Source organism: Thermodesulfovibrionales bacterium (genome assembly GCA_026417875.1).
Classification (GTDB): Bacteria; Nitrospirota; Thermodesulfovibrionia; order Thermodesulfovibrionales; family CALJEL01; genus CALJEL01.
The window spans coordinates 1-24,463 of record JAOACK010000022.1 but is presented as its reverse complement, the minus strand read 5'-3'; the positions used below and the strand labels follow the sequence as shown (position 1 = coordinate 24,463).

Annotated in this window: 32 protein-coding genes and 1 riboswitch; of the genes, 17 read left to right on the top strand and 15 right to left on the bottom strand. The window is 40.4% G+C overall.

Annotated features, from left to right (window positions below; translation table 11 throughout):
• The 12 genes from N2257_05695 to N2257_05640 all read left to right on the top strand — a co-directional run.
• On the top strand, nt 1–938 hold a 938-nt coding region (locus N2257_05695), incomplete at its 5' end, for a pyruvate, phosphate dikinase (GenBank protein MCX7793880.1).
• Between the two features lie 303 nt (nt 939–1,241).
• Nucleotides 1,242–2,441, top strand: coding sequence for an efflux RND transporter periplasmic adaptor subunit (locus N2257_05690; GenBank protein ID MCX7793879.1), 1,200 nt, complete (start codon nt 1,242–1,244; stop codon nt 2,439–2,441).
• The gene (locus N2257_05685) at nt 2,438–3,139 is read left to right on the top strand and encodes an ABC transporter ATP-binding protein (GenBank protein ID MCX7793878.1); all 702 of its coding nucleotides are present in this window, start codon (nt 2,438–2,440) and stop codon (nt 3,137–3,139) included. Before N2257_05690 ends, N2257_05685 begins: the two co-directional genes overlap by 4 nt.
• On the top strand, nt 3,114–4,271 hold the full coding sequence (locus N2257_05680; protein ID MCX7793877.1) for an FtsX-like permease family protein: 1,158 nt from the start codon (nt 3,114–3,116) through the stop codon (nt 4,269–4,271). Before N2257_05685 ends, N2257_05680 begins: the two co-directional genes overlap by 26 nt.
• Nucleotides 4,271–5,434: an ABC transporter permease gene (locus N2257_05675; GenBank protein MCX7793876.1), complete on the top strand. Its 1,164-nt coding sequence runs from the start codon at nt 4,271–4,273 to the stop codon at nt 5,432–5,434. Before N2257_05680 ends, N2257_05675 begins: the two co-directional genes overlap by 1 nt.
• Nucleotides 5,435–5,466: 32 nt before the next feature.
• Nucleotides 5,467–6,477, top strand: a complete 1,011-nt coding sequence (locus N2257_05670; GenBank protein ID MCX7793875.1) for a hypothetical protein — start codon at nt 5,467–5,469, stop codon at nt 6,475–6,477.
• A gap of 248 nt (nt 6,478–6,725) precedes the next feature.
• Nucleotides 6,726–7,319: a hypothetical protein gene (locus N2257_05665; protein ID MCX7793874.1), complete on the top strand. Its 594-nt coding sequence runs from the start codon at nt 6,726–6,728 to the stop codon at nt 7,317–7,319.
• A gap of 42 nt (nt 7,320–7,361) precedes the next feature.
• Nucleotides 7,362–7,466: riboswitch (TPP riboswitch) on the top strand.
• A 45-nt stretch (nt 7,467–7,511) separates the two neighbouring features.
• Nucleotides 7,512–7,724 carry a sulfur carrier protein ThiS gene (thiS, locus tag N2257_05660; protein MCX7793873.1) on the top strand — a complete coding sequence of 71 codons (213 nt, stop codon included), beginning with the start codon at nt 7,512–7,514 and terminating at the stop codon, nt 7,722–7,724.
• On the top strand, nt 7,714–8,490 hold the full coding sequence (locus N2257_05655) for a thiazole synthase (protein ID MCX7793872.1): 777 nt from the start codon (nt 7,714–7,716) through the stop codon (nt 8,488–8,490). The genes thiS and N2257_05655 overlap by 11 nt, the downstream gene beginning before the upstream one ends.
• A 4-nt stretch (nt 8,491–8,494) precedes the next feature.
• On the top strand, nt 8,495–9,127 hold the full coding sequence (thiE, locus tag N2257_05650; GenBank protein MCX7793871.1) for a thiamine phosphate synthase: 633 nt from the start codon (nt 8,495–8,497) through the stop codon (nt 9,125–9,127).
• Nucleotides 9,124–10,404: a phosphomethylpyrimidine synthase ThiC gene (thiC, locus tag N2257_05645; protein MCX7793870.1), complete on the top strand. Its 1,281-nt coding sequence runs from the start codon at nt 9,124–9,126 to the stop codon at nt 10,402–10,404. Before thiE ends, thiC begins: the two co-directional genes overlap by 4 nt.
• Nucleotides 10,397–11,287, top strand: a complete 891-nt coding sequence (locus N2257_05640; GenBank protein ID MCX7793869.1) for a Clp1/GlmU family protein — start codon at nt 10,397–10,399, stop codon at nt 11,285–11,287. The genes thiC and N2257_05640 overlap by 8 nt, the downstream gene beginning before the upstream one ends.
• Here N2257_05640 and N2257_05635 read toward each other — a convergent pair.
• Nucleotides 11,271–11,825, bottom strand: a complete 555-nt coding sequence (locus N2257_05635; protein MCX7793868.1) for an HD domain-containing protein — start codon at nt 11,823–11,825, stop codon at nt 11,271–11,273. The two genes, N2257_05640 and N2257_05635, sit on opposite strands and share 17 nt — an antisense overlap.
• A gap of 43 nt (nt 11,826–11,868) precedes the next feature.
• Here N2257_05635 and N2257_05630 point away from each other — a divergent pair, with 43 nt between their 5' ends.
• The 5 genes from N2257_05630 to N2257_05610 all read left to right on the top strand — a co-directional run bounded on the left by N2257_05630 (nt 11,869) and on the right by N2257_05610 (nt 15,128).
• The gene (locus tag N2257_05630) at nt 11,869–12,402 is read left to right on the top strand and encodes a macro domain-containing protein (GenBank protein MCX7793867.1); all 534 of its coding nucleotides are present in this window, start codon (nt 11,869–11,871) and stop codon (nt 12,400–12,402) included.
• Nucleotides 12,403–12,440: 38 nt separating this feature from the next.
• On the top strand, nt 12,441–12,905 hold the full coding sequence (rpiB, locus tag N2257_05625; protein ID MCX7793866.1) for a ribose 5-phosphate isomerase B: 465 nt from the start codon (nt 12,441–12,443) through the stop codon (nt 12,903–12,905).
• Nucleotides 12,887–14,152, top strand: coding sequence for a serine hydroxymethyltransferase (locus tag N2257_05620; protein ID MCX7793865.1), 1,266 nt, complete (start codon nt 12,887–12,889; stop codon nt 14,150–14,152). The genes rpiB and N2257_05620 overlap by 19 nt, the downstream gene beginning before the upstream one ends.
• Before the next feature lie 12 nt (nt 14,153–14,164).
• Nucleotides 14,165–14,632 (top strand): transcriptional regulator NrdR, encoded by a 468-nt coding sequence (nrdR, locus tag N2257_05615; protein ID MCX7793864.1) that lies wholly within the window; start codon nt 14,165–14,167, stop codon nt 14,630–14,632.
• Between the two features lie 82 nt (nt 14,633–14,714).
• On the top strand, nt 14,715–15,128 hold the full coding sequence (locus N2257_05610) for a hypothetical protein (GenBank protein ID MCX7793863.1): 414 nt from the start codon (nt 14,715–14,717) through the stop codon (nt 15,126–15,128).
• A 2-nt stretch (nt 15,129–15,130) separates the two neighbouring features.
• On the opposite strand, the gene N2257_05605 is transcribed toward N2257_05610, so the two are convergent.
• From N2257_05605 to N2257_05540, 14 genes are all read right to left on the bottom strand, one after another.
• Nucleotides 15,131–15,820, bottom strand: coding sequence for a Crp/Fnr family transcriptional regulator (locus N2257_05605; GenBank protein ID MCX7793862.1), 690 nt, complete (start codon nt 15,818–15,820; stop codon nt 15,131–15,133).
• A 112-nt stretch (nt 15,821–15,932) separates the two neighbouring features.
• Nucleotides 15,933–16,094, bottom strand: a complete 162-nt coding sequence (gene ccoS / locus N2257_05600; GenBank protein MCX7793861.1) for a cbb3-type cytochrome oxidase assembly protein CcoS — start codon at nt 16,092–16,094, stop codon at nt 15,933–15,935.
• 2 nt (nt 16,095–16,096) lie between these two features.
• Nucleotides 16,097–16,318, bottom strand: a complete 222-nt coding sequence (locus tag N2257_05595) for a hypothetical protein (GenBank protein MCX7793860.1) — start codon at nt 16,316–16,318, stop codon at nt 16,097–16,099.
• 2 nt (nt 16,319–16,320) lie between these two features.
• Nucleotides 16,321–16,875: a hypothetical protein gene (locus tag N2257_05590; GenBank protein ID MCX7793859.1), complete on the bottom strand. Its 555-nt coding sequence runs from the start codon at nt 16,873–16,875 to the stop codon at nt 16,321–16,323.
• Entirely contained in the window at nt 16,868–19,372 is a 2,505-nt protein-coding gene (locus N2257_05585; GenBank protein ID MCX7793858.1) for a cation-translocating P-type ATPase, read from the bottom strand. The genes N2257_05590 and N2257_05585 overlap by 8 nt, the downstream gene beginning before the upstream one ends.
• The gene (locus tag N2257_05580; GenBank protein MCX7793857.1) at nt 19,369–20,070 is read right to left on the bottom strand and encodes a sulfite exporter TauE/SafE family protein; all 702 of its coding nucleotides are present in this window, start codon (nt 20,068–20,070) and stop codon (nt 19,369–19,371) included. Before N2257_05580 ends, N2257_05585 begins: the two co-directional genes overlap by 4 nt.
• A complete protein-coding gene (locus N2257_05575; protein ID MCX7793856.1) occupies nt 20,060–20,452 on the bottom strand; it encodes a hypothetical protein in 393 nt (130 codons plus the stop codon). The genes N2257_05580 and N2257_05575 overlap by 11 nt, the downstream gene beginning before the upstream one ends.
• 7 nt (nt 20,453–20,459) lie before the next feature.
• Nucleotides 20,460–20,795 carry a c-type cytochrome gene (locus tag N2257_05570; protein ID MCX7793855.1) on the bottom strand — a complete coding sequence of 112 codons (336 nt, stop codon included), beginning with the start codon at nt 20,793–20,795 and terminating at the stop codon, nt 20,460–20,462.
• Nucleotides 20,792–21,244, bottom strand: coding sequence for a FixH family protein (locus N2257_05565; GenBank protein MCX7793854.1), 453 nt, complete (start codon nt 21,242–21,244; stop codon nt 20,792–20,794). Before N2257_05565 ends, N2257_05570 begins: the two co-directional genes overlap by 4 nt.
• A complete protein-coding gene (locus tag N2257_05560) occupies nt 21,241–22,404 on the bottom strand; it encodes a 4Fe-4S binding protein (GenBank protein MCX7793853.1) in 1,164 nt (387 codons plus the stop codon). The genes N2257_05565 and N2257_05560 overlap by 4 nt, the downstream gene beginning before the upstream one ends.
• Complete coding sequence (locus tag N2257_05555; protein ID MCX7793852.1) at nt 22,397–22,531, bottom strand: hypothetical protein; 135 nt, start codon at nt 22,529–22,531, stop codon at nt 22,397–22,399. The genes N2257_05560 and N2257_05555 overlap by 8 nt, the downstream gene beginning before the upstream one ends.
• Before the next feature lie 96 nt (nt 22,532–22,627).
• Entirely contained in the window at nt 22,628–22,834 is a 207-nt protein-coding gene (locus N2257_05550) for a hypothetical protein (protein MCX7793851.1), read from the bottom strand.
• Between the two features lie 10 nt (nt 22,835–22,844).
• Nucleotides 22,845–23,744 (bottom strand): cbb3-type cytochrome c oxidase subunit II, encoded by a 900-nt coding sequence (locus N2257_05545; protein MCX7793850.1) that lies wholly within the window; start codon nt 23,742–23,744, stop codon nt 22,845–22,847.
• A 10-nt stretch (nt 23,745–23,754) separates the two neighbouring features.
• The coding region (locus N2257_05540) for a cbb3-type cytochrome c oxidase subunit I (protein ID MCX7793849.1) at nt 23,755–24,463 on the bottom strand (709 nt) is incomplete at its 5' end.

Genomic DNA, 24,463 nt, shown 5'->3' with positions numbered 1-24,463 from the left:
CTGTAAGAGAGATGATACTTGCAGAGACAAAGGAAGAGCGAGAGAGGGCACTAAAGAAGATACTACCCATGCAGAAAAATGATTTTATAGAGATATTCAGGGTAATGGAAGGACTTCCTGTTACAATAAGACTCCTTGATCCTCCCTTACATGAATTCCTGCCTCATGGTGACGAAGAGCTTAAGGAGCTTGCAGAGGAGATGGGTGTTCCTTTTGAAAGACTCAGGGCTAAGAATAAGGCCCTTCATGAATTTAATCCAATGCTTGGCCACAGGGGCTGCAGGCTTGGTATAACATTTCCTGAGATATACGAGATGCAGACAAGGGCAATAATGGAGGCTGCCTGTGAACTTACACTTCAGGGTATGAAGGTTATACCAGAGATAATGATACCTCTTGTTGCTCATGTAAATGAGCTCAAGCTATTGCGGGAACTTGTTGTGAAAGTGGCTGAGGAGGTTCAGGCAAGCTACAAGACAAAGGTAAAATATACTGTCGGAACAATGATAGAGCTTCCGAGGGCAGCCCTCACTGCTGATGAGATAGCAACACAGGCAGACTTTTATTCCTTTGGAACAAATGACCTTACTCAGACTACCTATGGACTTTCCAGGGACGATGCTGGAAAATTCCTTCCCTATTATATTGACCATAAATTAATAGAGGAAGACCCCTTTATCTCACTGGACCAGACCGGTGTGGGTCAGCTCATGGAGATAGCGGTGAAAAAGGGGAGGGCTGTGAGAAAGGACCTCAAGCTCGGTATATGCGGTGAACATGGCGGCGATCCAGCATCAGTGGAATTCTGTCACAGAATAGGGCTCAACTATGTGAGCTGTTCACCCTACAGGGTTCCGATTGCAAGACTTGCTGCTGCCCAGGCTGCTATAAAGGAGAAGTCAAAGAAGGCAAAGGAATTGACAAAATCAACAGTCTGATTTAAGAAGAAAGACTAATAAAAGGGGTGGATTCTATAAAAAGGATCTACCCTTTTTACTTCTAAAGCCTTTAGAGAATTATACCTATAAAGAACCCTGGTATAAGACAATATTAACTCAAAACTTCTAATAAAGCATAAATTTTCCACTCTACTATTGCGATCCCATCCTGCTACCGATTAAATTTCACTCTATCACAGGATTTTTATGGATTATAGAAAGGATATACCTTTTGAAGTGCAATGTATTAAAATAAAATTTAAACTGATTAAATTTTGTTAAGCTGTTTATAACGGGGGAGTCATGCAAAAAGAAGACCTTGGCAGTCTTAGAATTGAAAAGGGCTCGATTTCAGTAAAGAAAAAAAGAAGGGCTTTTTTAATCTTCGTACCGCTTGCATTGCTCATTTTTGTAGCATATTTAATTTTTACTTCAGCTCCTTATGTTGAGATAACAAGTGTATCCCTTATTTATCCATCCCGTTCAATTTCATTACTCAGTGCAAGCGGATATGTGGTGGCAGACAGAAAGGCTGCCCTTGGAGTGAAGACTACAGGCACCCTTGAGTGGCTTGGAGTAAAAGAGGGAGACACTGTAATTAAAGGCCAGATTATAGGAAGGCTGGAGAATGAGGACAGAAAAATTTATCTTGAGCAGGCAAGGGCAAATCTTGAACTTGCCCTTGCATCCCTCAGAGAGGCAGAGGCAGAGCTTTATGATGCCAGGCTCACTTTTGAAAGAAACAGAGAACTTTTTGAGAGAGGTTTTCTCTCAAAGGCTGAGTATGATGCCTCTGAAGCAAGGCTAAGGCGTGCAGAGGCAATGGTATCTCAGAGAAAGGCACATATAAAGGTAGCAGAAGCACAGGTCAGAGAGGCAGAGGTTAATCTTGAATACACCTACATAAAGGTTCCCTTTGATGGAGTGGTACTGACTAAGGATGCTGATGTTGGTGATATAGTAACCCCTCTTGGAGCTGCAGCAAATGCAAGGGCATCTGTGGTAACCATAGCTGATATGGATAGCATTCATGTAGAGGTTGATGTTTCTGAGCAAAATATTTCAAAGGTTAAGCAAGGTCAGGCCTGTGAGATAGAACTTGATGCCTTTCCTGATAAAAGATTTCGTGGAAGGGTGCTGAAGATAATACCCACAGCGGACAGAACAAAGGCTTCGATAAAGGTAAAGATAGCCATTCTTGATAAAGAAAAAGGTATAATTCCTGATATGAGTGCAAAGGTATCCTTTCTTGAAAGAGAGATTTCTCAAGAGGAGTTAAGACCTGTTATTGCTGTGAAGACATCTTCAGTACTTTTCATTGATAAAAAGGGATTTGTCTTTGTCTATGAAGGAGGAAGGCTTAAAAAACGGCAGATTGTGACAGGAAAGGAGCTCAACGGATTTACAGAGATACTTGACGGTCTAAAAGCTGGTGAAAGCGTTGTGAGCAATCCCTCAGATAAATTAAAAGATGGTATGAAGGTTAAGGTAAAAGAGAAGTGAATTCTGAAAAAAATGCAGTTCAGCTTATAAAGGTTAATAAATCCTACAGGCGTGGTGCAGAGATCATATCAGTTTTGAGAGATATAAATCTCTCTATATCTGAAGGTGAATTTCTCGCCATAATGGGTCCTTCTGGATCGGGAAAGAGCACTTTACTGAATTTAATAGCTGGTATCGACAGGCCTGACAGTGGCAGAATAATAGTTTCTCAAACTGATATAACAGGGCTTTCAGAGGATGAGCTTGCAAGATGGAGGGCCTTTCATGTAGGTTTTATATTTCAGTTTTATAATCTTATCCCTGTTCTCACTGCTCTTGAGAATGTTGAGCTACCTCTTTTACTGACAGGTCTTTCAAAAAAGGATAGAAAGGAGCATGCTTTTTTTGCTTTAAAGATCGTGGGTCTTGAGCATAGGCTCAATCACTATCCTGCTCAGCTTTCAGGAGGTGAGCAGCAGAGGGTTGCCATTGCAAGGGCTATTGTTACAGATCCATCCATATTAGTTGCTGATGAGCCTACTGGTGATCTTGATAAATACTCAGCAGAGCAGGTTTTAGACCTGATGGTCAGGCTCAATTCTGAATTCAATAAGACTATCATTATGGTCACTCATGATCCCAGGGCTGCAGCTAAAGCAAGGACATTAAGACATCTTGATAAGGGTATTCTGAATGCTGATCCTAAAACTGCTGATTAAAAATGCCTTCAGACAGAGATTGAGGGCATTCCTGACAATTATTGCAGCCACCATTGCTATTCTTGCCTTTGGTTTTTTAAGAACTATTGTTGATGCCTGGTATTCCGGGGTCGAGGTGTCTTCACCAAATAGGCTTGTAACAAGGAATGCCATATCACTAACAACTCCTCTCCCCATCTCCTACAAGGATAAGATAAAGGGGGTCAGGGGTGTGAATACAGTATCCTATGGAAACTGGTTTGGCGGAATCTACATATCAGAAAAAAACTTTTTCCCTAATTTTGCAGTTCATGGAGAGACCTATCTTGAACTCTATCCTGAATATATTATTTCTGAAGAAGAGAAGAAGGCATTCCTCAGGGATAGAAAGGCATGTGTTGCAGGTAGAAAGGTTGCAAAAGAATTCGGGTGGGAGCTGGGTGATACTATAGTGCTTAAAGGCACAATTTTTCCAGGTGAATGGGAATTTACCCTTAGGGGTATCTACAGGGGAGCTGACCCAAATGTTGATGAGACCCTTTTATTTTTCCACTTTGATTATCTGAATGAGAGATTAAAAAAGATGTATCCCCAGAGGGCAGACCATGTGGGATTCTTTATTGTTGGTATTGATGATCCAAGAAGGGCAGCTGAGATATCCCTTGAGATTGACAATCTTTTCAAAAATTCTCTTGCAGAAACTCTTACAGAGACAGAAAAGGCCTTTCAGCTTGGATTTGTTGCCATGACAGAGGCAATACTCATCACAATAAAACTTATCTCCTATGTAATCATAATAATAATCCTTGCAGTTGTGGCAAACACCATGGCAATGAATGTGAGGGAAAGGCTTTCAGAATATGCCACCATGAAGACAATGGGCTTTTCCTGGCCCTACATATCAATCCTTGTCTTTGGAGAATCTTTAGTGATAACAACAACTGGTGCAATAACTGGCATAATTCTCACATTCCCTGCCGCAAAGATCTTTATTGATGCAATGGGTACCCTTTTACCTGTATTTAATATTACAGAGAAGACTTTAATTCTGGATTTTCTTATATCCATTGCAGTTGGTATTTCAGCCGGATTCTTTCCAGCGTGGAAGGCAATAAATGTACCTGTTCAGAAGGCACTAACAAGGATTGGTTGATGACACCCCTTTTTATTTATAACATCAGAAATATTAAGACCAGAAAATTAACCAGCATCCTGACTGGTCTTGGAATGGCCTTCGTGGTTTTTGTATTTTCCTCTGTGATGATGATGGCAGAAGGACTTGAGAAATCACTGGTAGACACAGGATCCCCTGATAATGTAATTGTAATAAGAAAGGCTTCCCAGGCAGAGGTACAGAGCACAATTGACAGGACACAGGCAGCTATTGTGGAGACCCTTCAGTGGATCAAGAGAGATGTAGATGGTAGAGCCCTTTTAGAGAGGGAGCTGGTTGTTTTAATAAGTCTTATTAAAAAGGAAGGCACTCCTTCAAATGTTGTTATACGAGGCACAGGACAGAAATCACTCTCAATAAGAGACCAGGTAAGACTGATTGAGGGAAGGATGCCAAAGGCAGGTTCAACAGAGATAGTTGTTGGAACAAGTATTAAAAAAGGATTCAGGGACCTTGAACTCGGAAGCAGGCTCAGATTCGGCCTAAGGGAATGGACCGTTGTAGGTATCATTGATGCTGGAAATACTGCCTTCAGCTCAGAGATATGGGCTGATGTCGATAGTCTTATGCAGGCCTTCAGAAGACCTGTCTATTCTTCTTTAGTTTTTAAGCTAAATGATCCAGAAGATTTTTATTATGTAAAGAAGGCAATAGAGGAAGATCCCAGGCTCACTCTTGAGGCAAAGAGAGAGATAGACTTCTACAGGGAACAGTCTGAGGTAATGGCAAATTTTCTGAGAATCCTGGGCACATCCCTTTCCATAGTCTTTTCTCTTGGCGCAATTATTGGAGCAATGATTACTATGTATGCACAGGTTGCAAACAGGATTCAGGAGATTGGGACTCTGCGGGTTCTTGGATTTAGGAGAAAGGATATACTGATAAGCTTTCTCTTTGAATCTCTTCTTTTGAGTCTCGCGGGAGGAATAACAGGATTAATATTTTCTTCCTTTCTTCAATTTTATACAGTCTCAACTCTGAACTGGCAGACTTTTTCAGAACTTGCCTTCAGATTCAGGTTAACATCAGGAATAATATTGAAATCACTTATCTTTTCCTTTATAATGGGCGTAGCAGGTGGAATCCTTCCAGCAATCAGGGCATCAGGGATGAATATAGTGAGTGCCCTGAGAGCAGGATAACCCTAAAAAAATGGAGTAAAGGCAAAGTAAACATGAGCAGAAAAGAGGCAAAACTTGTTTTATTTCTTTCTGCTGGACTGATAATGCTTGTCTGGCTTATTGAGTTTAAGAAGATATTTGATTTTAGCCTTGGTGAGCCAGAAGTTATAACAGGCCGGATAATAAATTGTGATGGAACCAGAAGTGGTTTTTTTAAATGGAAAAAAGAAAAATTTATGATTTATATTGATTCCTTTACTGAAGGACGAATAGAATTTGTAAGACCTGTTTCTGTCAAGAATGAGATTATAAACCTTTGTGAGCGAAGAGAGCTTGTGAAGGTTATATATAAAATCTGGAAAGCTCCTTTCAGACAGGATTATGAATACTGTCTTCTGGGTATAACTGATCTAAAAGATAATAGAGTTATCTTTACGCCGGCTGATTATGAGGACTGGAAAAAAGGAAATAGATTATGGGCATATGGTATCCTCGGGCTTGCCTTTCTGGGATTTCTATATGCCTTTGGGATACTGACAGGTCTTATCTTTAAAAAAGATAAAATTGGTTTTAAACCTGAGCAAAATTATGGTTATTACAGGGGACAGCTTATTATTCGTTCTAAGCAAAGGCGCGATGAGGCATTGATCTTTCTTTTTTTATTTGCAGGTTTATTTGTAACTTTTATATATTATTATCTATCAGGTAAAGTAAGATCTTTCTGGCTTCTTTTCCCATCACTGGTATGTCTTGCAGGAGCCTATGCCTATTTAATAGAAATTGTAAATGTTAATGAACTCAGAATAGATAAAAATCTACTCCACTATACGCAGAAACCGCTTCCCTGGATTTTTAATCGTTGCTGTATTCCTGTAGACCTAATAAAGGAATTTATTACTGAAGAAACCAAAGGTACATCAATTCATGGAAAATATACTTTATATTCAGTTGCTATAAAAAAACATGACGGAGAAATTCTAACTTTATTTTTCACTAATACTCTTGAGGAGGCAGAAACTATTGTTGAGCTTTCAAATAAGTATTTATTTGAACAGCATAAGTAATTTGATATCTAAATTAGACATATTAGATTTTTGATCTGATAAAATTTCCCTAATGCTGAAAAAAATCATTTTAGAAATGCGATTATTGGTGAGTGAGGTATATTTTTTTGTTAGTGAGCTGGTTGATGAACCGGTAGCCATCGAGATTAGAAATCGGGGATTTAATGGTAAAAGATTGGTTTCACAATGTGATTCCACAAAATTCGCTCTTCCTAGTAAGAGTGTATTACTTTAATAAGGAGGTATGTATGCGAAGGATAATTTTTTATCTTTTAATGACCTCGTGTGTTCTCTTAACAGGTTTAAGTAATACAGAAGCACAGGATGGATGGACGGGTAATATCAATCTCTTTTTAGGTGCAAAGGCCCTTGAGGAAGATGACTGGGCACCTGCTGATGAGCAAGGTGAAGTGGGATTCAAACTGGATTTCAGGCATAAGGACTGGCCTCTTAATATTGCTATTGATTTTTTAAGTGCAGAGGGTGATGGTACAGCCTATGATCCTTATTATGGCATAACTGTAGATATGGAAAGTGAGACTTCAGAGTTGAATTTTGGTCTACGCAAGATCTGGGATCATTTTCAGTATATACGACCCTTTATAGGAGGCGGTATATCAATAATACATGCGGAGGCAAAGGTAAAGTTTCTTGGCACATTAGTATCTGATTCTGATACAGGTTCAGGCCTCTGGATTGGTGGGGGAGTGTACTGGACATTAAGTAAACATTTTAATATAGGTTTCGAGTTAATGGCTTCCTCTGCAAGGGTTGAGCTCTTTGGTGTCGAGGTTAACGGAGGAGGTACACATATCGGTATTCTTGCAGGCTATCATTGGTAAAACATTCAGGTTGACATATATGCAGGATTACCTGTAAGATAAATTAAACCCTTGGGGAGGTCGTAAGGCCTGAGACCCTCTGCGCGAGGGAACCCATTGAACCTGATCCGGGTAATGCCGGCGTAGGGAAAGGGCTTGATAAAGGAAATTTATTTAAGCCTGCTTCCTCAAGGGAAGGAGGCTTTTTTTATTATGAAGATAAGGCTTAATGGTCAGGACTATGAAATAGAAAGAGAGCTCACCATTGAGGAGCTCTTGGAGTGGCTTTCTATTATTCCTGAAAGGGTTGCTGTTGAGGTAAACCTTCAGGTGATCAAAAAGCATGATTATAAGATTTTTAAAATTAAAGATGGCGATACAGTAGAGATAGTAAATTTTGTAGGAGGTGGACAGGATGGAAAATGACAGGTTGATTATCAGAGGTATAGAATTTAAGTCAAGGCTCTGGGTCGGTACAGGTAAGTACAGAGATTTTGAGGAAACAAGGCGTGCAGTGGAGGCATCAGGTGCTGATGTTGTTACTGTTGCTGTAAGGCGTGTGAATATACTGGACAGAAAGAGCGAAAATCTTCTTGACTATATTGATCCAAAGAAATACAAGATTCTTCCAAATACAGCTGGCTGTTACACTGTAGAGGAGGCCCTGAGATATGCAAGGCTTGCAAGGGAGGCTGGTATCTCTGATATGGTCAAACTTGAGGTGATAGGAGATGAAAAGACCCTCTTTCCGGATGTCTGTGGACTTGTTAAAGCAACGGAGATACTGGCAAAGGAAGGTTTTATTGTTTTTCCTTACACTAATGATGATCCTGTAACAGCAAAGAGACTTGAGGATGCAGGAGCAGCAGCAGTAATGCCTCTTGGTGCACCAATAGGTTCAGGCCTCGGGATAAGAAATCCCTATAACATAAAGATAATACTTGAGACCGTTAAGGTTCCGGTTATAGTGGATGCAGGTGTTGGCACAGCCTCAGATGCCACAATTGCAATGGAGCTTGGCTGTGATGCTGTTCTTATAAATACAGGGATTGCCGGTGCAAAGGATCCTGTAAAGATGGCAGAGGCGATGAAGCATGCAGTTATTGCAGGACGGCTTGCCTATCTTGCTGGAAGGATACCCAAAAAACTTTATGCCAGTGCGAGCAGTCCTCTTGAAGGGATGCTTATATAGAGCAATGCACAGACAGATTAATTTCAGATTGTATTTAATTACAGACAGAAAACTCTCCCTTGATCTTAAATGGACAGTGGAAGAGGCACTGAAGGCCGGTGTTAAGGCTGTTCAGATAAGAGAGAAGGACCTTTCAGCAAAGGAACTTATAGCTCTTACAAAAGAGCTTCAGGATATTACAAATAAACACAGTGCAAAACTTTTTATTAATGACAGGGCTGATATAGCCCTTGGTCTTGGACTTGATGGTGTTCATCTTGGCACACAGAGTTTGACGCCAGATATTGTGGAAAGGATATCAGGAGGAAAACTTCTTATTGGAGCTTCAACCCATAGCCTTGATGAGGCCATGGATGCAGAGGCCCGGGGAGCAGATTTTATAACCTTTGGACCTGTATACGAAACTCCCTCAAAGCTCAGGTACGGGAAACCTGTTGGAATAAAGGCATTGAAGGAAGTTACAAGAAGGATAAGGATACCAGTCTTTGCTATAGGTGGCATAAATAAAAAGAATATTCCTGAGGTTATAGATGCTGGTGCATACGGAATAGCGCTTATTTCAGCTATTATGGCATCAGAATCACCTGGCAGTGCTGCTAGGGAATTGATTGAAAAGATTCAAAGGAGCGTATCATGACCAGGATAGAGTTCGCAAAAAGGGGTATCATTACTGATGAGGTCAGGGAGGCTGCACTCCTGGAGAATGTGACACCTGAATATATATCAATGGGAATTGCTGACGGCACAATTGCAATAGTCAGGAACATTAATCATCCTATAAAACCCCTTGCAATAGGAAAGGGGTTAAGGACAAAGATAAATGCCAATATCGGAACATCGAAGGACAGGATAAATATTAATGAAGAGGTCGAAAAACTCCATGTGATAGTAAAATATGGTGCTGATGCGGTCATGGATCTTTCAACAGGAGGACCAATAAAAGAATTAAGAAGGGCACTTATAAAGGAATCACCCATTGCTGTCGGAACTGTGCCTGTTTATGAGGCTGCGGTCCGGGCTGTGGAGCTTTATGGAAGTATAAAAGAAATGACTGAGGATATGCTTTTTGAGGTGATAGAAGAGCATTTAAGAGATGGAGTTGATTTCATAACAGTACATGCAGGTCTTACCTTAAGGACTGTAGAGAGGCTCAGGAATGATAAAAGGGTCCTTGATGTGGTGAGCAGGGGCGGCTCACTTCTTCTTGAATGGATGATCTATAATGAGAAAGAAAACCCCCTTTACGAACACTTTGACAGACTGCTTGAGATTGCAAAGAGGTATGATGTTACCTTGAGCCTTGGTGATGGACTGAGACCGGGCTGTCTTGAGGATGCCACTGACAGGAGTCAGATAGAAGAACTAATTACATTAGGAGAATTAAGGGACAGGGCACTTAAAGAGGGTGTACAGGTAATTATTGAGGGACCAGGACATATACCTTTGAATCAGGTTGAGTTGAATATAAAGATTCAGAAGGAGCTCTGCAAGGGTGCACCCTTTTATGTCCTCGGACCTCTTGTTACAGACATTGCTATGGGTTATGACCATATAGCTGCTGCAATAGGTGGTGCTCTTGCTGCAATGGCTGGCGCAGATTTCCTCTGCTACGTTACACCGTCAGAACACATAAGGCTTCCAACCATAGAGGATGTAAAGGAAGGTGTAATTGCCTCAAGGATTGCTGCCCATGCTGCAGACATTGCAAAAGGGATACCATCAGCAATTCAAAAGGACAGGCTCATGGCTCATTACAGAAAGGAGCTTAATTGGGAGGGGCAGATCAGTCTGAGTTTCGATCCTGAAAAGGTTAGAAGACTTAGGCTTGAAGTCCCACCCTCACAGGAAGAGGTCTGTAGCATGTGTGGTGAATTCTGTGCTATAAAGACAGTAAAGAGGGCTCTTGGTGGATGAAAAATTTACCTTACCTGATGAACTCTGGATACTTCTTGAAGACCCTTTAACAAGACTCATTCTTGTTATAGGTGCCTCTGATACAGGAAAGACAACATTTGTTGAATATATTGCTAGAAAACTTGCTAATCTTTTCAATCTCGGTATTGTTGACCTTGATATGGGTCAGTCTCAGATAGGACCACCCACAACTGTAGGCTGGGCGAGATGTCCTGAGAATTTTACCACACTTTCCACTTTAAAAGAGGAAGATTTTTATTTTACAGGCACCATAACACCAGCAGGAAGCCTTCTTCCAGCAATAACAGGTGCAAGACTTATTGTAGAGAGAGCAATGAAAACCTGTGATAAGGTGATAGTGGATACAACTGGTCTCATCTCTGAGCCGGCCGGCAGAGTTCTCAAGCACTTCAAGATAGATATACTTAAACCAGACCTTGTAGTATGTCTTGAGAGGACTGATGAGCTTAGCCATATAAAAGCACCTTTCAAAAATCAGAGCCTAATTTTTTATACGCTAAGGCCTCCTTCCGGAATAAGACAGAAGTCACCTTCAGAGAGGGCAGAATACAGATACAAAAGGATGGAATCTTATCTTGCGGACTCAAAACTTCATTCGTTTCCTATCTCTGAGCTCGGAATACTCTTTACCAGGGAAAGATTACCCTTTGATAACCCAGGACTGAAGAACAGGGTAGTTTCTTTCAGGAATTCACAAAACAGGGATATCGCAATAGGTGTTATAGAGGCCGTTAAGCCAAAGGAGGGAAAGATTTTTATAAGAACCCATGAACTTAGAGAAAAACCAGTAACGATTGTGATTGGTAAGGCAGTTATGGACAACAATGAAAGATCTCTGAGAAATGTCAGTCCATTAATCTGAGCTCTCTTAGGAGTTTTTCAAAAAAACTGAGTCTCTCTTCTCCGTATCCTGCTATCTCCTTAAGAACTATATCTAAGGACTTTTCTTCAGTATGAATATTCCTGTTTTTTGAAAAGAATTTATCAGCAACACAGATAATCTTTTCCTCAAGACTCTCAGGCACCATATTTCTTACTGGAAGGGGAAGACCTTTTTCCTTTATGTCCTTTATAGTGATTCCTGCTCCCACATGCCTTTCCGCAACAAGACCGTGCATATAAAGCCCTTCTGATTCAAGGAGCTGCCTCCCAAGATATCCATGGGCAATATAGGGTGCCTTTCCGTAACAGCCAAGAAGTGGTGAGTTTGTAAGAATAATTCCGATATCGTGAAGCATTGCTGCCTCAATTATGAAGTCAATATCAGGATTTCTGTCCTTCAAACCACCTGCTATCTGGAGTGCCTTTTTCTTTACAGCCTCTCCATGCTCAATAAGAATCCTGAAGACCAGGGAGTCCGGATTGTAGTATTTTTTTATGATCTTTAAGGGTTCCGGCACAGTATTTTATAATAACCTAAAAATATATAAGGAGGTAATACCTATGAATATTGAAAGAGACATAGGCAATAAAAAGATAACCCTTGTTAAAGGTGATATTACCGAGCGTGAGGTGGATGCCATAGTAAATGCAGCAAACAGTCATCTCAAGCACGGTGGTGGAGTTGCTGGTGCAATTGTAAAAAAAGGAGGGAAGATAATTCAGGAAGAAAGCGACAGAATTGGCTACGTGCCTGTTGGTCAGGCAGTGATAACAACAGGTGGCAAGCTTAAGGCAAAATGGGTGATCCATGCAGTTGGCCCTAGGATGGGCGAGGGTGACGAGGACAATAAACTTAAAAGTGCTATAAATAATGTATTGAGGCTTGCTTCAGAAAAGGGTTTTAGAACCATTTCAGTGCCTGCTATAAGTGCAGGAATATTTGGTTTTCCGAAGGACAGGTGTGCAAATATCCTTGTTGCTGAGACAGTGAACTTTCTTAAAAAGAATGCTGATAGCTCTATTGAAATTGTTGAATTTTGTATACTTGATGATGAGGCTTATGATTTTTTCAGAAAGGAGATTGAGAAATTATAACTGTTGACAGGTCTTTAATTTCTTATATATGATAATTTATGCGAGTGGCTATAGGTTCAGACCATGCAGGCTTTCAGCTTAAGGAAGAGCTAAAAAGACTCCTTAATGAGATGGGTCATGAGTGCATTGATTTCGGTCCTTCAACCAATGAGTCTGTTGATTATCCTGATTTTGGAGAAAAGGTCTCTCTTGCTGTATCCACGAAGGCAGTTGACAGAGGTGTTCTCATCTGCGGTACCGGCATAGGGATGTCTATAGTTGCAAATAAGTTTCCTGAGATAAGGGCATCTCTCTGCAATGACCTTTATACTGCCCGTATGGCAAGGCTTCATAATGATGCTAATGTGCTTGTTATAGGCGGAAGGATTGTGGGAATAGACCTTGCAAAAGAGATACTGAAGACCTGGTTTACAACTGAATTTGAAGGAGGAAGACACCTAAAGAGACTTGAGAAGATAAAATCAATAGAAGAGAGGTATTCAGGATGGAGTACGAAAATCTGAGATTTGTTGACCCTGAAATTTATGAAGCAATCAGGGCAGAAATTTCAAGAGAAGAGGAAAAGATAGTTCTTATAGCCTCTGAGAATTACGCAAGTCCTGCTGTTCTTGAGGCTCAGGGCTCGGTCTTCACAAATAAGTATGCAGAGGGTTATCCTGGAAGACGCTATTACGGTGGCTGTGAATTCGCAGACAGGGTTGAGGAACTTGCTATAGAGAGGGCAAAAGAACTATTTAAGGCAGAGCATGTGAATGTCCAGCCCCATTCAGGAAGCCAGGCAAATATGGCTGTACTGCTTGGTTTCTTGAAGCCCGGGGATACAATCCTAGGAATGAATCTCAAACATGGTGGCCATCTATCCCACGGAGCTGCTGCAAACTTTTCGGGTATGCTTTATAAAACAGTTTTCTATGGTGTCAATGAACATGGTTACATTGATTACGATGATGTAAGAAGGCTTGCAAAGGAACACAAACCCAAACTCATTATAGTTGGTGCCAGTGCCTATTCAAGGATAATAGATTTTGAAAAATTTGCTGAAATCGCTCAGGAGGTAGGTGCCTATCTTCTTGCAGACATTGCCCATATAGCAGGACTAATTGCAGCAGGCATTCATCCTTCGCCTGTACCCTATGCTGATTTTGTAACGACCACAACCCATAAAACCCTGAGAGGTCCCAGGGGTGGTATGATAATGTGCAAGGAAAAATATGCAAAGGTCATAGATAAGATGATATTTCCAGGAATTCAGGGTGGCCCACTCATGCATGTTATTGCGGCAAAGGCAGTTGCATTTAAAGAGGCGCTTACTGAAAAGTTCAGACATTACCAAGCTCAGATCGTCAGGAATGCAAAAAGACTTGCTCAGGAGCTTATCAAGAGGGGATTTAAAATAATATCAGGTGGAACGGATAATCATCTTTTCCTTGTTGATCTTAGAGGCTCTGGTATCACTGGAAAGGATGCAGAAGAGGCACTTGATATGGCTGGAATTACAGTTAATAAAAATTCCATTCCCTTTGATGACACACCACCTTCCATAACAAGTGGCATCAGACTCGGTACACCGTGTGTTACAACAAGGGGAATGACAGAAGAGGAGATGATCAAGATAGCTGATTTTATTGCCGAGGTACTTGAGAATATCAAAAACAGGGATCGCATACTAAAAATCAGAGAAAGAGTAAAAGAGCTCTGCCGTGCCTTTCCGGTTTATGAAAAGAGACTTGTTGAAACAGCGCCAAGATAGACGGGGTGTTTCATGAGATGCCCCTTCTGTGGCAATCTTGAAGACAGGGTTATTGATTCAAGAACCTCAAAAGAGGGAGATGCCATCAGAAGAAGGCGGGAGTGTCTTTCCTGCAAAAAGAGATTCACATCCTATGAGAGGGTTGAGGAGATTCTTCCTCTTGTTGTAAAAAAAGATGGCAGGCGGGAGCCCTTTGAAAGAAACAAGATACTTACGGGTCTGAAGAAAGCCTGTGAAAAAAGACCCATAGGAATTGATACCCTTGAGGGAATAGTTGATTCTATAGAGAAAAGACTTATGGCACTAGGTGTTAAGGAAATACCTTCAAGCTGGATAGGTGAGGATGTCATGGAAAACCTCAAGAGACTTGACAAAGTAGCCTATGTGAGATTTGCCTCCGTTTACAGGCAGTTCAAGGATATAGATGAGTTAATGAAAGAAGTCCATTCTCTGATGGGTAGTGAAAAAACCGGCTGCTGAATTTCCTTTCTATGACCTGCATCATAGAATAAGGTCTGCTATTTTATTAAAATGTCTTTAAAAGCTACTTAGGAGGAAGAGAATGGATCCTTTCGTAAAGAATTTTATAGGCGCAAGTATTGTCTATCTTTTTCTCTCAACGGTTTTTGGGATTTTAATGCTTTATAATCCTGCATTTCTCAAACTGAAATTTGTCCACTCTCATCTCAATATGCTGGGGTGGGTATCAATGATGATATATGGAGTAGGCTATCATATACTTCCAAGATTCGCAGGAAGAAGATTGAAGAGTCCTGCCCTGGCAGAGATACAGTTTTATATTGCTAATATTGGTCTTATAGGAATGCTTCTTTTCTACACCCTTGAGACCTATGAACCGGGGAATTCTCTTTTCAGGGGTCTTACTGTAGCGTCAGGAATACTTGAGGCATTTTCAATAATTATCTTCGTTTACAACATGATTGCAACACTTTATACAAAGGAAAAGACACAATAAATTTAACTGAACTGTGAATTTGAGGATTCGGAAAGTTCTTTCAGCTTTTTGATATCTTTGAGAAGGATTTTACCATCTCTTTCATTAAGATAGCCTGATTTTTTAAATCTGCTCATTACCCTGATGGCTGTCTCAACAGTTGTTCCCACCATATCTGCCAGTTCCTGTTTTGTTATCCTCAGGTCTAGAAGGATGCCATCCTCTTCAGGTCTTCCATATTTTTCAGATAACCTTAAAAGGGCAGAGGCGATCCTGGTCTCTACCCTTTCAAGGGCTACGTTTTTGAGGGTCTCCTGTGTGACTTTTACTCTTTCTATGAGAAGGGAAAGCATAGCCTTATAAATGGAAGGATACTTTTCTACCAGTTTTAAAAACACTTCTCTTGGAACCTTTATTGCTTCGCTGTCTTCCATTGCAACAGCACTTGCTGGATAGGGAAAACCTTTCATAACAGCCAGCCCACCAAAAAAATCAGGTGCCTTTATGATCTCAAGTATTATCTCTTTGCCCTCATAGGAGAGTTTTGTAATCTTAACCTTTCCCTTTGTAAGGATATAGAGCCATTCTGAAGGTTCACCCTCGCTGAATATAGTCTCTTTCTTCTTGAAGGTCTCTCTTGAGGAGCTCTTCTCAATCTCTAGGAGGTCTCTCTCAGAAATTTCTTTAAAAAGTTCGATTCTCGGTATGGACATAAAATTATTCTATCATAGCCATTTCCTTAGCTGCCATTAAATTCTGCTGCAGGAGCAGAAAGAACTTTTAATACACAGAAATTTTCTCTGAAGGGAAAGGTCTGAAAAAATATTAAAGTTTATCGGACTCTTTCTTTTCTTCATCATCAAGCATCCTGTATTTAGGTCCTTCAGGATCTTCATACTGTCCGCTTTTTACAGCCCATAAAAAGAGGAACCAGGCACCGAATGCCAGACAGAGACAAAGGATTATGAGAAAACCAATAGTCCACATATTTATTTTTTTATGATATAGTAGGGCAGGACTATACCCTTATCTGTCTTTTTTGGCCGGTATTTTTCTATCCTTTTGATAGCCATCTCAAGGAGGAGCCCTTTTTTCTCTTCATCCCTCGGTTTTCTTCTTGCCCTTTTTTTAACAATAATTCCCTCTGAGGCAAGGTCTGCCCTTACTTTTCTTGATATATTTTTAAGATTATCATAATTATATTTTGCCATTTTTAATCTATCAGGTTCTCAATAATATCTTCGACCTTTTCTTCTTTAGCCCTTCTCTTAAGATAATCCTTATCTGGCGTCTCACCCATTGCCTCTTTTACTTTTAGAAGCACTTTTACCCAGAGAAGACTGTCCTCATCATTCCACCACTTATAGGCATTCAGCCTGTCAATTATGAGATCTTCAATGGAGATTATTTTTATTTCAAGTCCCTCACCAACGATAATTTTATTTGCCCGTTCCTCTGCCTCAGGTCCTTCATCAAGGGAACCCCCAAGCCAGTCGATATATATATCAAGTATCTCATTAAACCATACCCTTCCCTTTTTAGTAAAACCCCATTCCTGAAGAATCTCTTCAAGAGGTTCTTTTGGAGCCTTTATATCAATATCACCGGTTGTATAACTGCCCTGTGTATATAATTCAAGAGCCATACCTCCAACTAATATTGGAGGAGATCCACCTCTTTTTTTAATCTCTTCAGAAAGGATTGCTATAAAAAAAGCCCTTTTTTTAACAGGGTCTTCTATCCTGTTCAATTCTTCTATCCTATACATAAGTATAACCTTTGCGGTATTTTATCATTTTTCTTTGTCTGAGTTTCAAGGAATTGCTAACTACTATAAGGGAACTTACTGCCATCAGGACTGCAGATATTATCGGATGTATCTTTCCTGATACGGCCAGGGGAATTGCAATTATATTGTATGAGAATGCCCAGAGTAGATTCTCTTTTATGACTGAATATGTTTTTTTTGATAGCCTGACCAGGGGTATCAGAAGACTTATATTGTTTCTCATGAGCACGGCATCCGCACTCTCTACAGCTATATCAGTAGCACCACCTGTTGCAATCCCTGCGTCTGCCTCTGTAAGAGCTGGTGCATCATTTATACCATCACCTACCATTATTACCTTCTTTCCTGATTTCTTGAGCTTCTTGATTATTTCTGCCTTCTCAACAGGTAGCAGTTCGGAATATACCTTTTCTATACCAAGCCTTTCAGCAACCTCGCTGGCAACCTCTCTACGGTCACCTGTAATGAGGACAGGTTCTTTGTTAAGTCTCTTTAATTCCTTTAAAGTCTCTTCAGCTTCTGGTGCAACTCTATCTGCTATTATAAACCAGCCCTTTAGCTGATTATTTATCGCAATACCTGCTATAGTAAAGCCCTTTTTAGAATATTGCTTGAGGTCCCTTTTTTGTCTTTCATCTATGGAGATTTTAGAAATTTCAAGAAATCTTGCATTTCCTATAATCACCTCCTTTCCATCTACTGAGCCTTTAATCCCCAGTCCGGGATGAGATTCAAAGTCTTTTACGGAAAGAAGGTCCTTTTCTTTCACCCTTTCCGTTATTGCCCTGGCAAGGGAATGTTCTGATGCTTTCTCAAGAGATGCTCCGATAAGGAGGAGTTCATTCTCTTCAATACCATAGCAAATAACCTCTTTGAGAACAGGTTTTCCCTCTGTTAATGTTCCTGTTTTGTCCAGACAGAGTATCTCTGCTTCGGCAATATTTTCTATGACACCTGGTTCCCTGATGATTATTCCTGAAGAATAGAGTGCTGTAGAACCTGTAAGTATTGCAAGAGGTGTTGCCAGACCTAGGGCACAGGGACAGGCAATCACAAGAACCGAAACAGCATTCATGAGGGCGATTACCTGACCAGCCTCTAGATACCAATAAAGAAAGGTGAAAAATGCTATGGCAATTATTCCCGGCACGAATACAGTGACTGCCCTATCAGCAATGCTCTGTATCCTGACCTTTTTTATCTGTGCATCAAGAACTGCAGAAGTTATCTTAGATAGTACTGTGTCCTTTGCTTCTTTTACCTTAACAATCAATCTTCCGTTAATGTTTATTGTTCCTGCAAAGACCTCTGAATTTATCTTTTTAAGAACAGGCATTGACTCACCAGTGAGCATAGACTCATCAACCTCTGAAATGCCATCAATAACCACACCATCAGCAGGTATCCTCTCACCAGGTTTAATGATAATCCTGTCATCAGGTTTTAATTCTCCTATACTTACCATTACCTCCTCTGAATCCTTCAAGAGCCTTGCCTCCTTTGGCTGAAGCCCTATCAATGCCCTGATAACAGAGAAGGCCTTTATCCTTGCACCCTGCTCAATAAATCTACCTAGAAGTATCATGGTGATAATCATTGCCGATGTGTCAAAATAGACCTCTGTTTGAGAAAGTAGGGTTGAAGGCTGAAGATAATTTAGAATGATAATGGCAACACTGTATGCATAGGCACTGAAAGAACCGAGGAAGATGAGAATATCCATATTGATGGTTTTATTTTTTAATCCCTTTATAGCATTTTTCATGAAGGGATAGCCACAGTAAAACATAACAGGTGTGGCAAGCGCCCATGCTATGAGCTGAAAGAGCCTTCTTATTGATTCTTCGATCCCCTGAAAATATCCGGCATAGAGTGCAGAGGTGTATATCATGAGCTGCATGGAAAAGAATGCTGCTGTGCCAAATCTTATGAGTAAGTCTGTTTTCTCTCTTTTAAGTTCTTCCTCTTGATCCGTAATTATCGCGGGTTTTGGTATATAACCGAGGGATGTTATTTTTTTTAATATATCTTTTAATGTTATCCTCTCGTGCTGCCATCTTATCTTTGCTCTGTGAGTTGCATAATTAATTCTTATTGAAGTTACACCAGCAGATTTTTTAATAAATCTCTCGATGAGCCATATACAGGAAGCACACCTTATTCCAGAAATAACAAATTCCAGTTCAAGTTCCTGAGAAGAGGTTTTTTTAATATAATCCCTGAAATCCTCTTCTTTAACCTCCTTTATTTCAGGTCTGCCGGGCTGCCATCCATACCTTTTTTCATAAAACTCTCCGAGACCCTGTTCATTGATAATCCTGTATATAATATTACAGCCCTGGCAGCAGAATATCAGCCTCTTTCCATCAATCTCATCATGGATTGCCTCTTTATTTACCTCCCCGAGACAATGGCTGCATCTAAGATCAGATAAGGATAAAGGAGAATCATTTTTTTGTCTTTTTTTCTCGATCATTCATTTGCCACAAAAAGTATTGACCTGTATAAAAACACTGATCCCGATAGTATTATAAAGACTCCTGCGAGGCCGTAAAGTCTTTTTCTTATAATTGATTTACCTTTTGATATCAGGTAAGTGAGAAGCAGAAGAGAAGGAAGGGTTCCAGAACCAAAAAGAAGTAGCAAAAACATTCCTTTCAGGAATCCCTGAGCCGGATTTACCTCAGATGCACCAGTACCTGCAGCAGCAATGTAGGCAGTATAAGAAAGACCGCATGGTATAATTCCATTAATCAATCCGAGAGGAAAAAATTTACCGGTACCGACTGTCTCTGAGATTTTTTTTATCACATCCGGGATTAATTTTAAAAGGACAAACCTCTTAGGGGATGAAATACCAGAGTATAGAATTGAAAAGCCTGTCATTATCATGAATATTCCTGCCAGTGCCATTGCAATTGATTGAATTATGGTTATTGAGCCTGCCATAGAAATAAAAGATCCCGAAAGCCCCATAAAACCACCTATGAGGCTGTAGCTCATAAGTCTTCCGGAATGGTAAATGAGATGGGTTAAAGATTTTTCAAAAGGTGACTGGGGAATGGTTAGACAGTAGGTGGCTATAAGAGGGCCGCACATACCTGTGCAATGGCCGAATCCGCCAAAAAAACCAGTACCGAACATTAGAAGAAAAACCGAGCTATCACCTAACATTGAATCTAAAACTGATGATCCCGTGTTCTGGTATAAATATATCTGCCTGCCATAGGGTTTTTCCGCTTGCGCATCTGGGTATGACACCTCTTCCTTCGTAGATATGGGGAGCCTTAGACAGGAGCATTATCTCATTTTTTCCCATATACATCCCGGGCATTGAAAGGGAAATCTTAAGAGAATCATAATTTTTGAGTCCCTCAGTGTGAACAGAAAATTGCAATTCCCTCATAGCTCTTACAGGTCTTGGATAAATATCAAGGATAACACTTCCTTTATTAATATTTTTCCTGCAGGGACCTTCATTTATATCACAATCAGCCTGAAGCCTGCAGGCAGGGCTAAAGAAAAACAGGATAATTAATATTAATATCTTTCTCAATCTTAACCTATTTCTCTATACTCCTGAGATAGGTTATTACCTTCCATATCTTCTCTGTTCCAAGGGTGGTGTCCCAGTTAGGCATCCCTCCTGGTCTTCCCTTTGCTATGGAGAAGAAAAGGTCTGCATCACTATTACCATATTTCTTTGTCTTTTTAGTCAAGTCAGGGCATATATCTCCTCTTCCTCCTGGTCCGTGGCAGGCTTCACAATTTTTCTTATATACCTCTGCACCTTCCTTAAGGGCCAGCTGATTTCCGGCATAGGGATTTTTTAACTGCTGGGAAAAAACCGGAAAAGTTAGGAAAAGAATAAAGAGTACTAAAAAAATTGTTCTTCTCATAATTCCTTACCTCCTTCTACAAATATGCGTTTTTCCAGTATAACAGGTTTCTGGTTATTTGTAAGGCTTACCCTTATATCCCAGTATCCATATAAAGGAAAATCTACCTTAGCCCTGAATGTTGCCGGTCCGGTTAGATTTACCATATATTCCCTGTCAAAGGAAGCGGTGTACGGTCTACCCACAGTAAGCTTGATCCTGGATTCTTCAGGGACATTACCTTTTCTGTCCTTTATCATGAACAGGAGTTCGTTCTCTCCTTTTCTGAATACAGGATTTAATATCTCAAGTTCCATCTCTGATTTAGCTCTTTCTATTTCATCATAGATCAGACCTGTTTCATAAGGTTTCTCTACAACCTTTCCATCAAAAACCATTCTGCCAACTATTATGGAGCCTGCTACAGCTCCGAGACCTATGATTGTTACTATAATTACGAGCGCTTTCATGGCTTTATTATGGTGATCTCTTCAGTTATATTTTGAGAGTCTGATATAAATGTTAAATTAAATGTATTGGTTATACCACTGGATATAACAAAGACCTTTGTCCTCTGAACCTCTCCAGCCCTGACAGTAATACTATCTGGTATAATTTTAACATTTCCATCGCTTCTCATGATAATTCTTTTATCCCTGTCATGCCTGTTCTCAACTGATATAACAAAGGCATTGATAAGTTCACCTGTGCCAGTTATCTTTGGTCTGAATTGGTAATCAGGAATTACCGTAATATCCAAATCCTTTCTGATTTTCAGTAAATGTATAAATAAAAAAAGGGAGAGCAGGCTGAGCAGTCCTGTTATCACTGCACTCTGCCTGATCATACTCTTTTTATCAGTCTCACCGAAGAAGTAATTTATCAAACCCTTTTTACCCTTTGCCCTGAATATCTCTCCGCAACTGTCAATACATTCTGCACAACTTATACAGGCAATATCCGGACCTTTCCGGATATCTATTCCTACAGGGCAGACCTTAACGCAGGCCCTGCAATCAAGGCATTCATCTTTTCTCTTTCTGTCAAAGGCAATAATCAAGGTTTTATCGTCAAATAAAAGGCTCTGTGCCCTGGCATAAGGGCAGACAGTGGCACAGAATCTTCTTCTTACCAGTGTAAAGTTCAGGAACAATATAATAGTCAGTACAATCCAGAATCCCCAGATCACCTCACCAAGTTGCCATGAGGTTAATCTTTGAAAAAAATCATAGGGAGATACAAAATACCATATAAGACTTGCACCTATTATCATACTTATCAGAAATACTGCTACCATGCCTGATACTTTATATATAATTCCTTTTTTTGAGGTCTTTTCAATAAAACCTGTTATATCACTTATTACAGTCTGGGGACATAACCAGCCACACCAGACCCTTCCAAAAACCACAGTAATAAAGACTATTAGAAAGGTAAGAAAGAGCGTTGCTGCGAGGACAATGAAGAATTCATCCATCCAGAGGACAATTCCAAAGAAATATAATCTCAGGCTCGGCATATCAAATCTGAGGACACTCTGTCCATCTATCTTTAAAAAAGGAGTACCAAGAAGAACAAGGGCGTGGAGGAGCTTGACAATCCATCTCCAGCCCTGAATGGACTTAGTCATCTTGAAGCATCCTGTATTTAGGCTCCTCCACCTTTTTCTTTCTTTTTTTTGAGTAATAAAAGAGAATTGTTATAGTAAGTGCTGTAACAAGAGTCAGGCCAAATAGTAGATATAATGTGGCTGTCATTTCTTCCTCATGGTAATGAGTAAATAAAGTATACCGATTGCCGCAAGACTGGTGAAACCTATTGTTGCGATGACTGTTATGTCCATGGGACCTCCTTTATTGCTGGCGCTCGGCTGGTATGCTTTGCTGTTCTAAAAATGCCTTTTCCTGTGACCATCCGCTTATTGAAGGTGTATAGGAAATAAAATAATATATTCCCCAGAGTATCAGTGCCCAGAAGAGAATGAGCCATCCAACCGGAATCTTTCTCCTCAATGTCTCCTCTGTTTCAAATTCTTTTAAACTGTCAAGTTCCTCAGCCATAATTTACCTCCTATTTTTTAACCTGAATATCTCTGATATAAGAAACCAGAGACCATATAGATTCTCTGTCCATCTGTGTTCCATAGGCTGGCATGCCAGCCTCGGTTCCGTCAAAGATTATGGAAAAGATCCTGCCATCGCTTATATCACCTTGTCTATTAAGCCATACATTGTCTCTCAGTGAAGGACCTATGCCACCTTTTCCGTCTTCACCATGACAGATTTCACAATTCTTTTTATACAGTTCTTTCCCTCTTTTAATAGCCTCTATTTTACCAGCAAGAGGATTTTTTTCCTCCACAAACTTTGCCTCTACCATTTCCTTTTTCTTCACTGCAGTTCCTATCACCTGAAGATAGGCAACAATGGCATCCATCTCGGTTTTATCCTTTAATGCCTCTATCTCTTCTTTTGTATATGGAAAGCCCAGGGCCTTCATATGTCTTTCAACCTCTAAAGGATTAAGCCTTCTATCTTTCAGGAAGGCATAGGATGGCATATTGGATTCCTTAAAGAATAGTCTCGGGTTTTCCATGTGCCTGTAATGCCAGGCATCAGGGTATTTTCCACCTATCCTCGCAAGGTCAGGACCTGTTCTTTTTGAGCCCCAGAGAAAGGGATGGTCATAGGCAAACTCACCAGCCTTTGAGTATTCTCCATATCTCAGAACCTCGGTTTTTAAAGGTCTAACTGTCTGTGTGTGGCAGTAAAAACATCCCTCTCTCTGATAAATATCCCTTCCAGCAAGCTGGAGGGCTGTATAGGGATTGAGGTTTTCAAGTTTTGGATGCATTTCAGGTCTAAGCATTGGATAGAGCATTGTAACGATTGTCCCTGCAAGAACTGTAAGTGTTGCAAGGATTGTAAATATTACTGGCTTTCTGTGAAGAGCATCATGAAGTCCTGCCATCTCCCACCTCCTATGCCTGCTGGAGGGCCTTTTTGCCCTTCCTGATTGTCATGTAAACGTTGTAAATAAAGAAAACCATGCCGATGGTGAATATTATTCCTCCCACGGTTCGCATCTCCCAGTAAGGATAATTTTTTGCAATTATCTCAACCATGGCGTATTTAAGGCTTCCATCAGGATTGACTGCCTTCTGAAGAGCACCCTGCTGTATGCCTGTTATCCAGAGGGTGATGGAGAATATTAGCTGGCCTATAAGGACAAGCCAGAAATGGATATTGGCTATTTTTACACTGTGTATTTCTGTATTATAAATTCTTGGAATTATATAATAAATGGATGCAGCCGTAACCATTGTAACCCATCCCATTGTTCCCATATGGACATGTCCAATTACCCAGTCAGTATAATGTATGAGCTGGCTCACAATTCTCAGTCCCTGTGTTGGTCCCTGAACGGTCTGTAGTCCGTAAAAGGTGATTCCTAGAATAAAAAATTTCGTAAGATAACTATTCTTTGCTTTTTCCCAGTCCTGACCAACCGTATAATAACCATTCACAACAGATCCCCATGATGGAGCAATAAGAAACATGGTAAATACTATGCCGAGTGTCTGGATCCAGTCTGGTAGGGGTGTGTAAACCAGGTGATGGGCACCTGTCCAGAGATAGGCAAATATAAGTGACCAGAAGGATATTATCGAGAGCCTATGGCTGTAGATT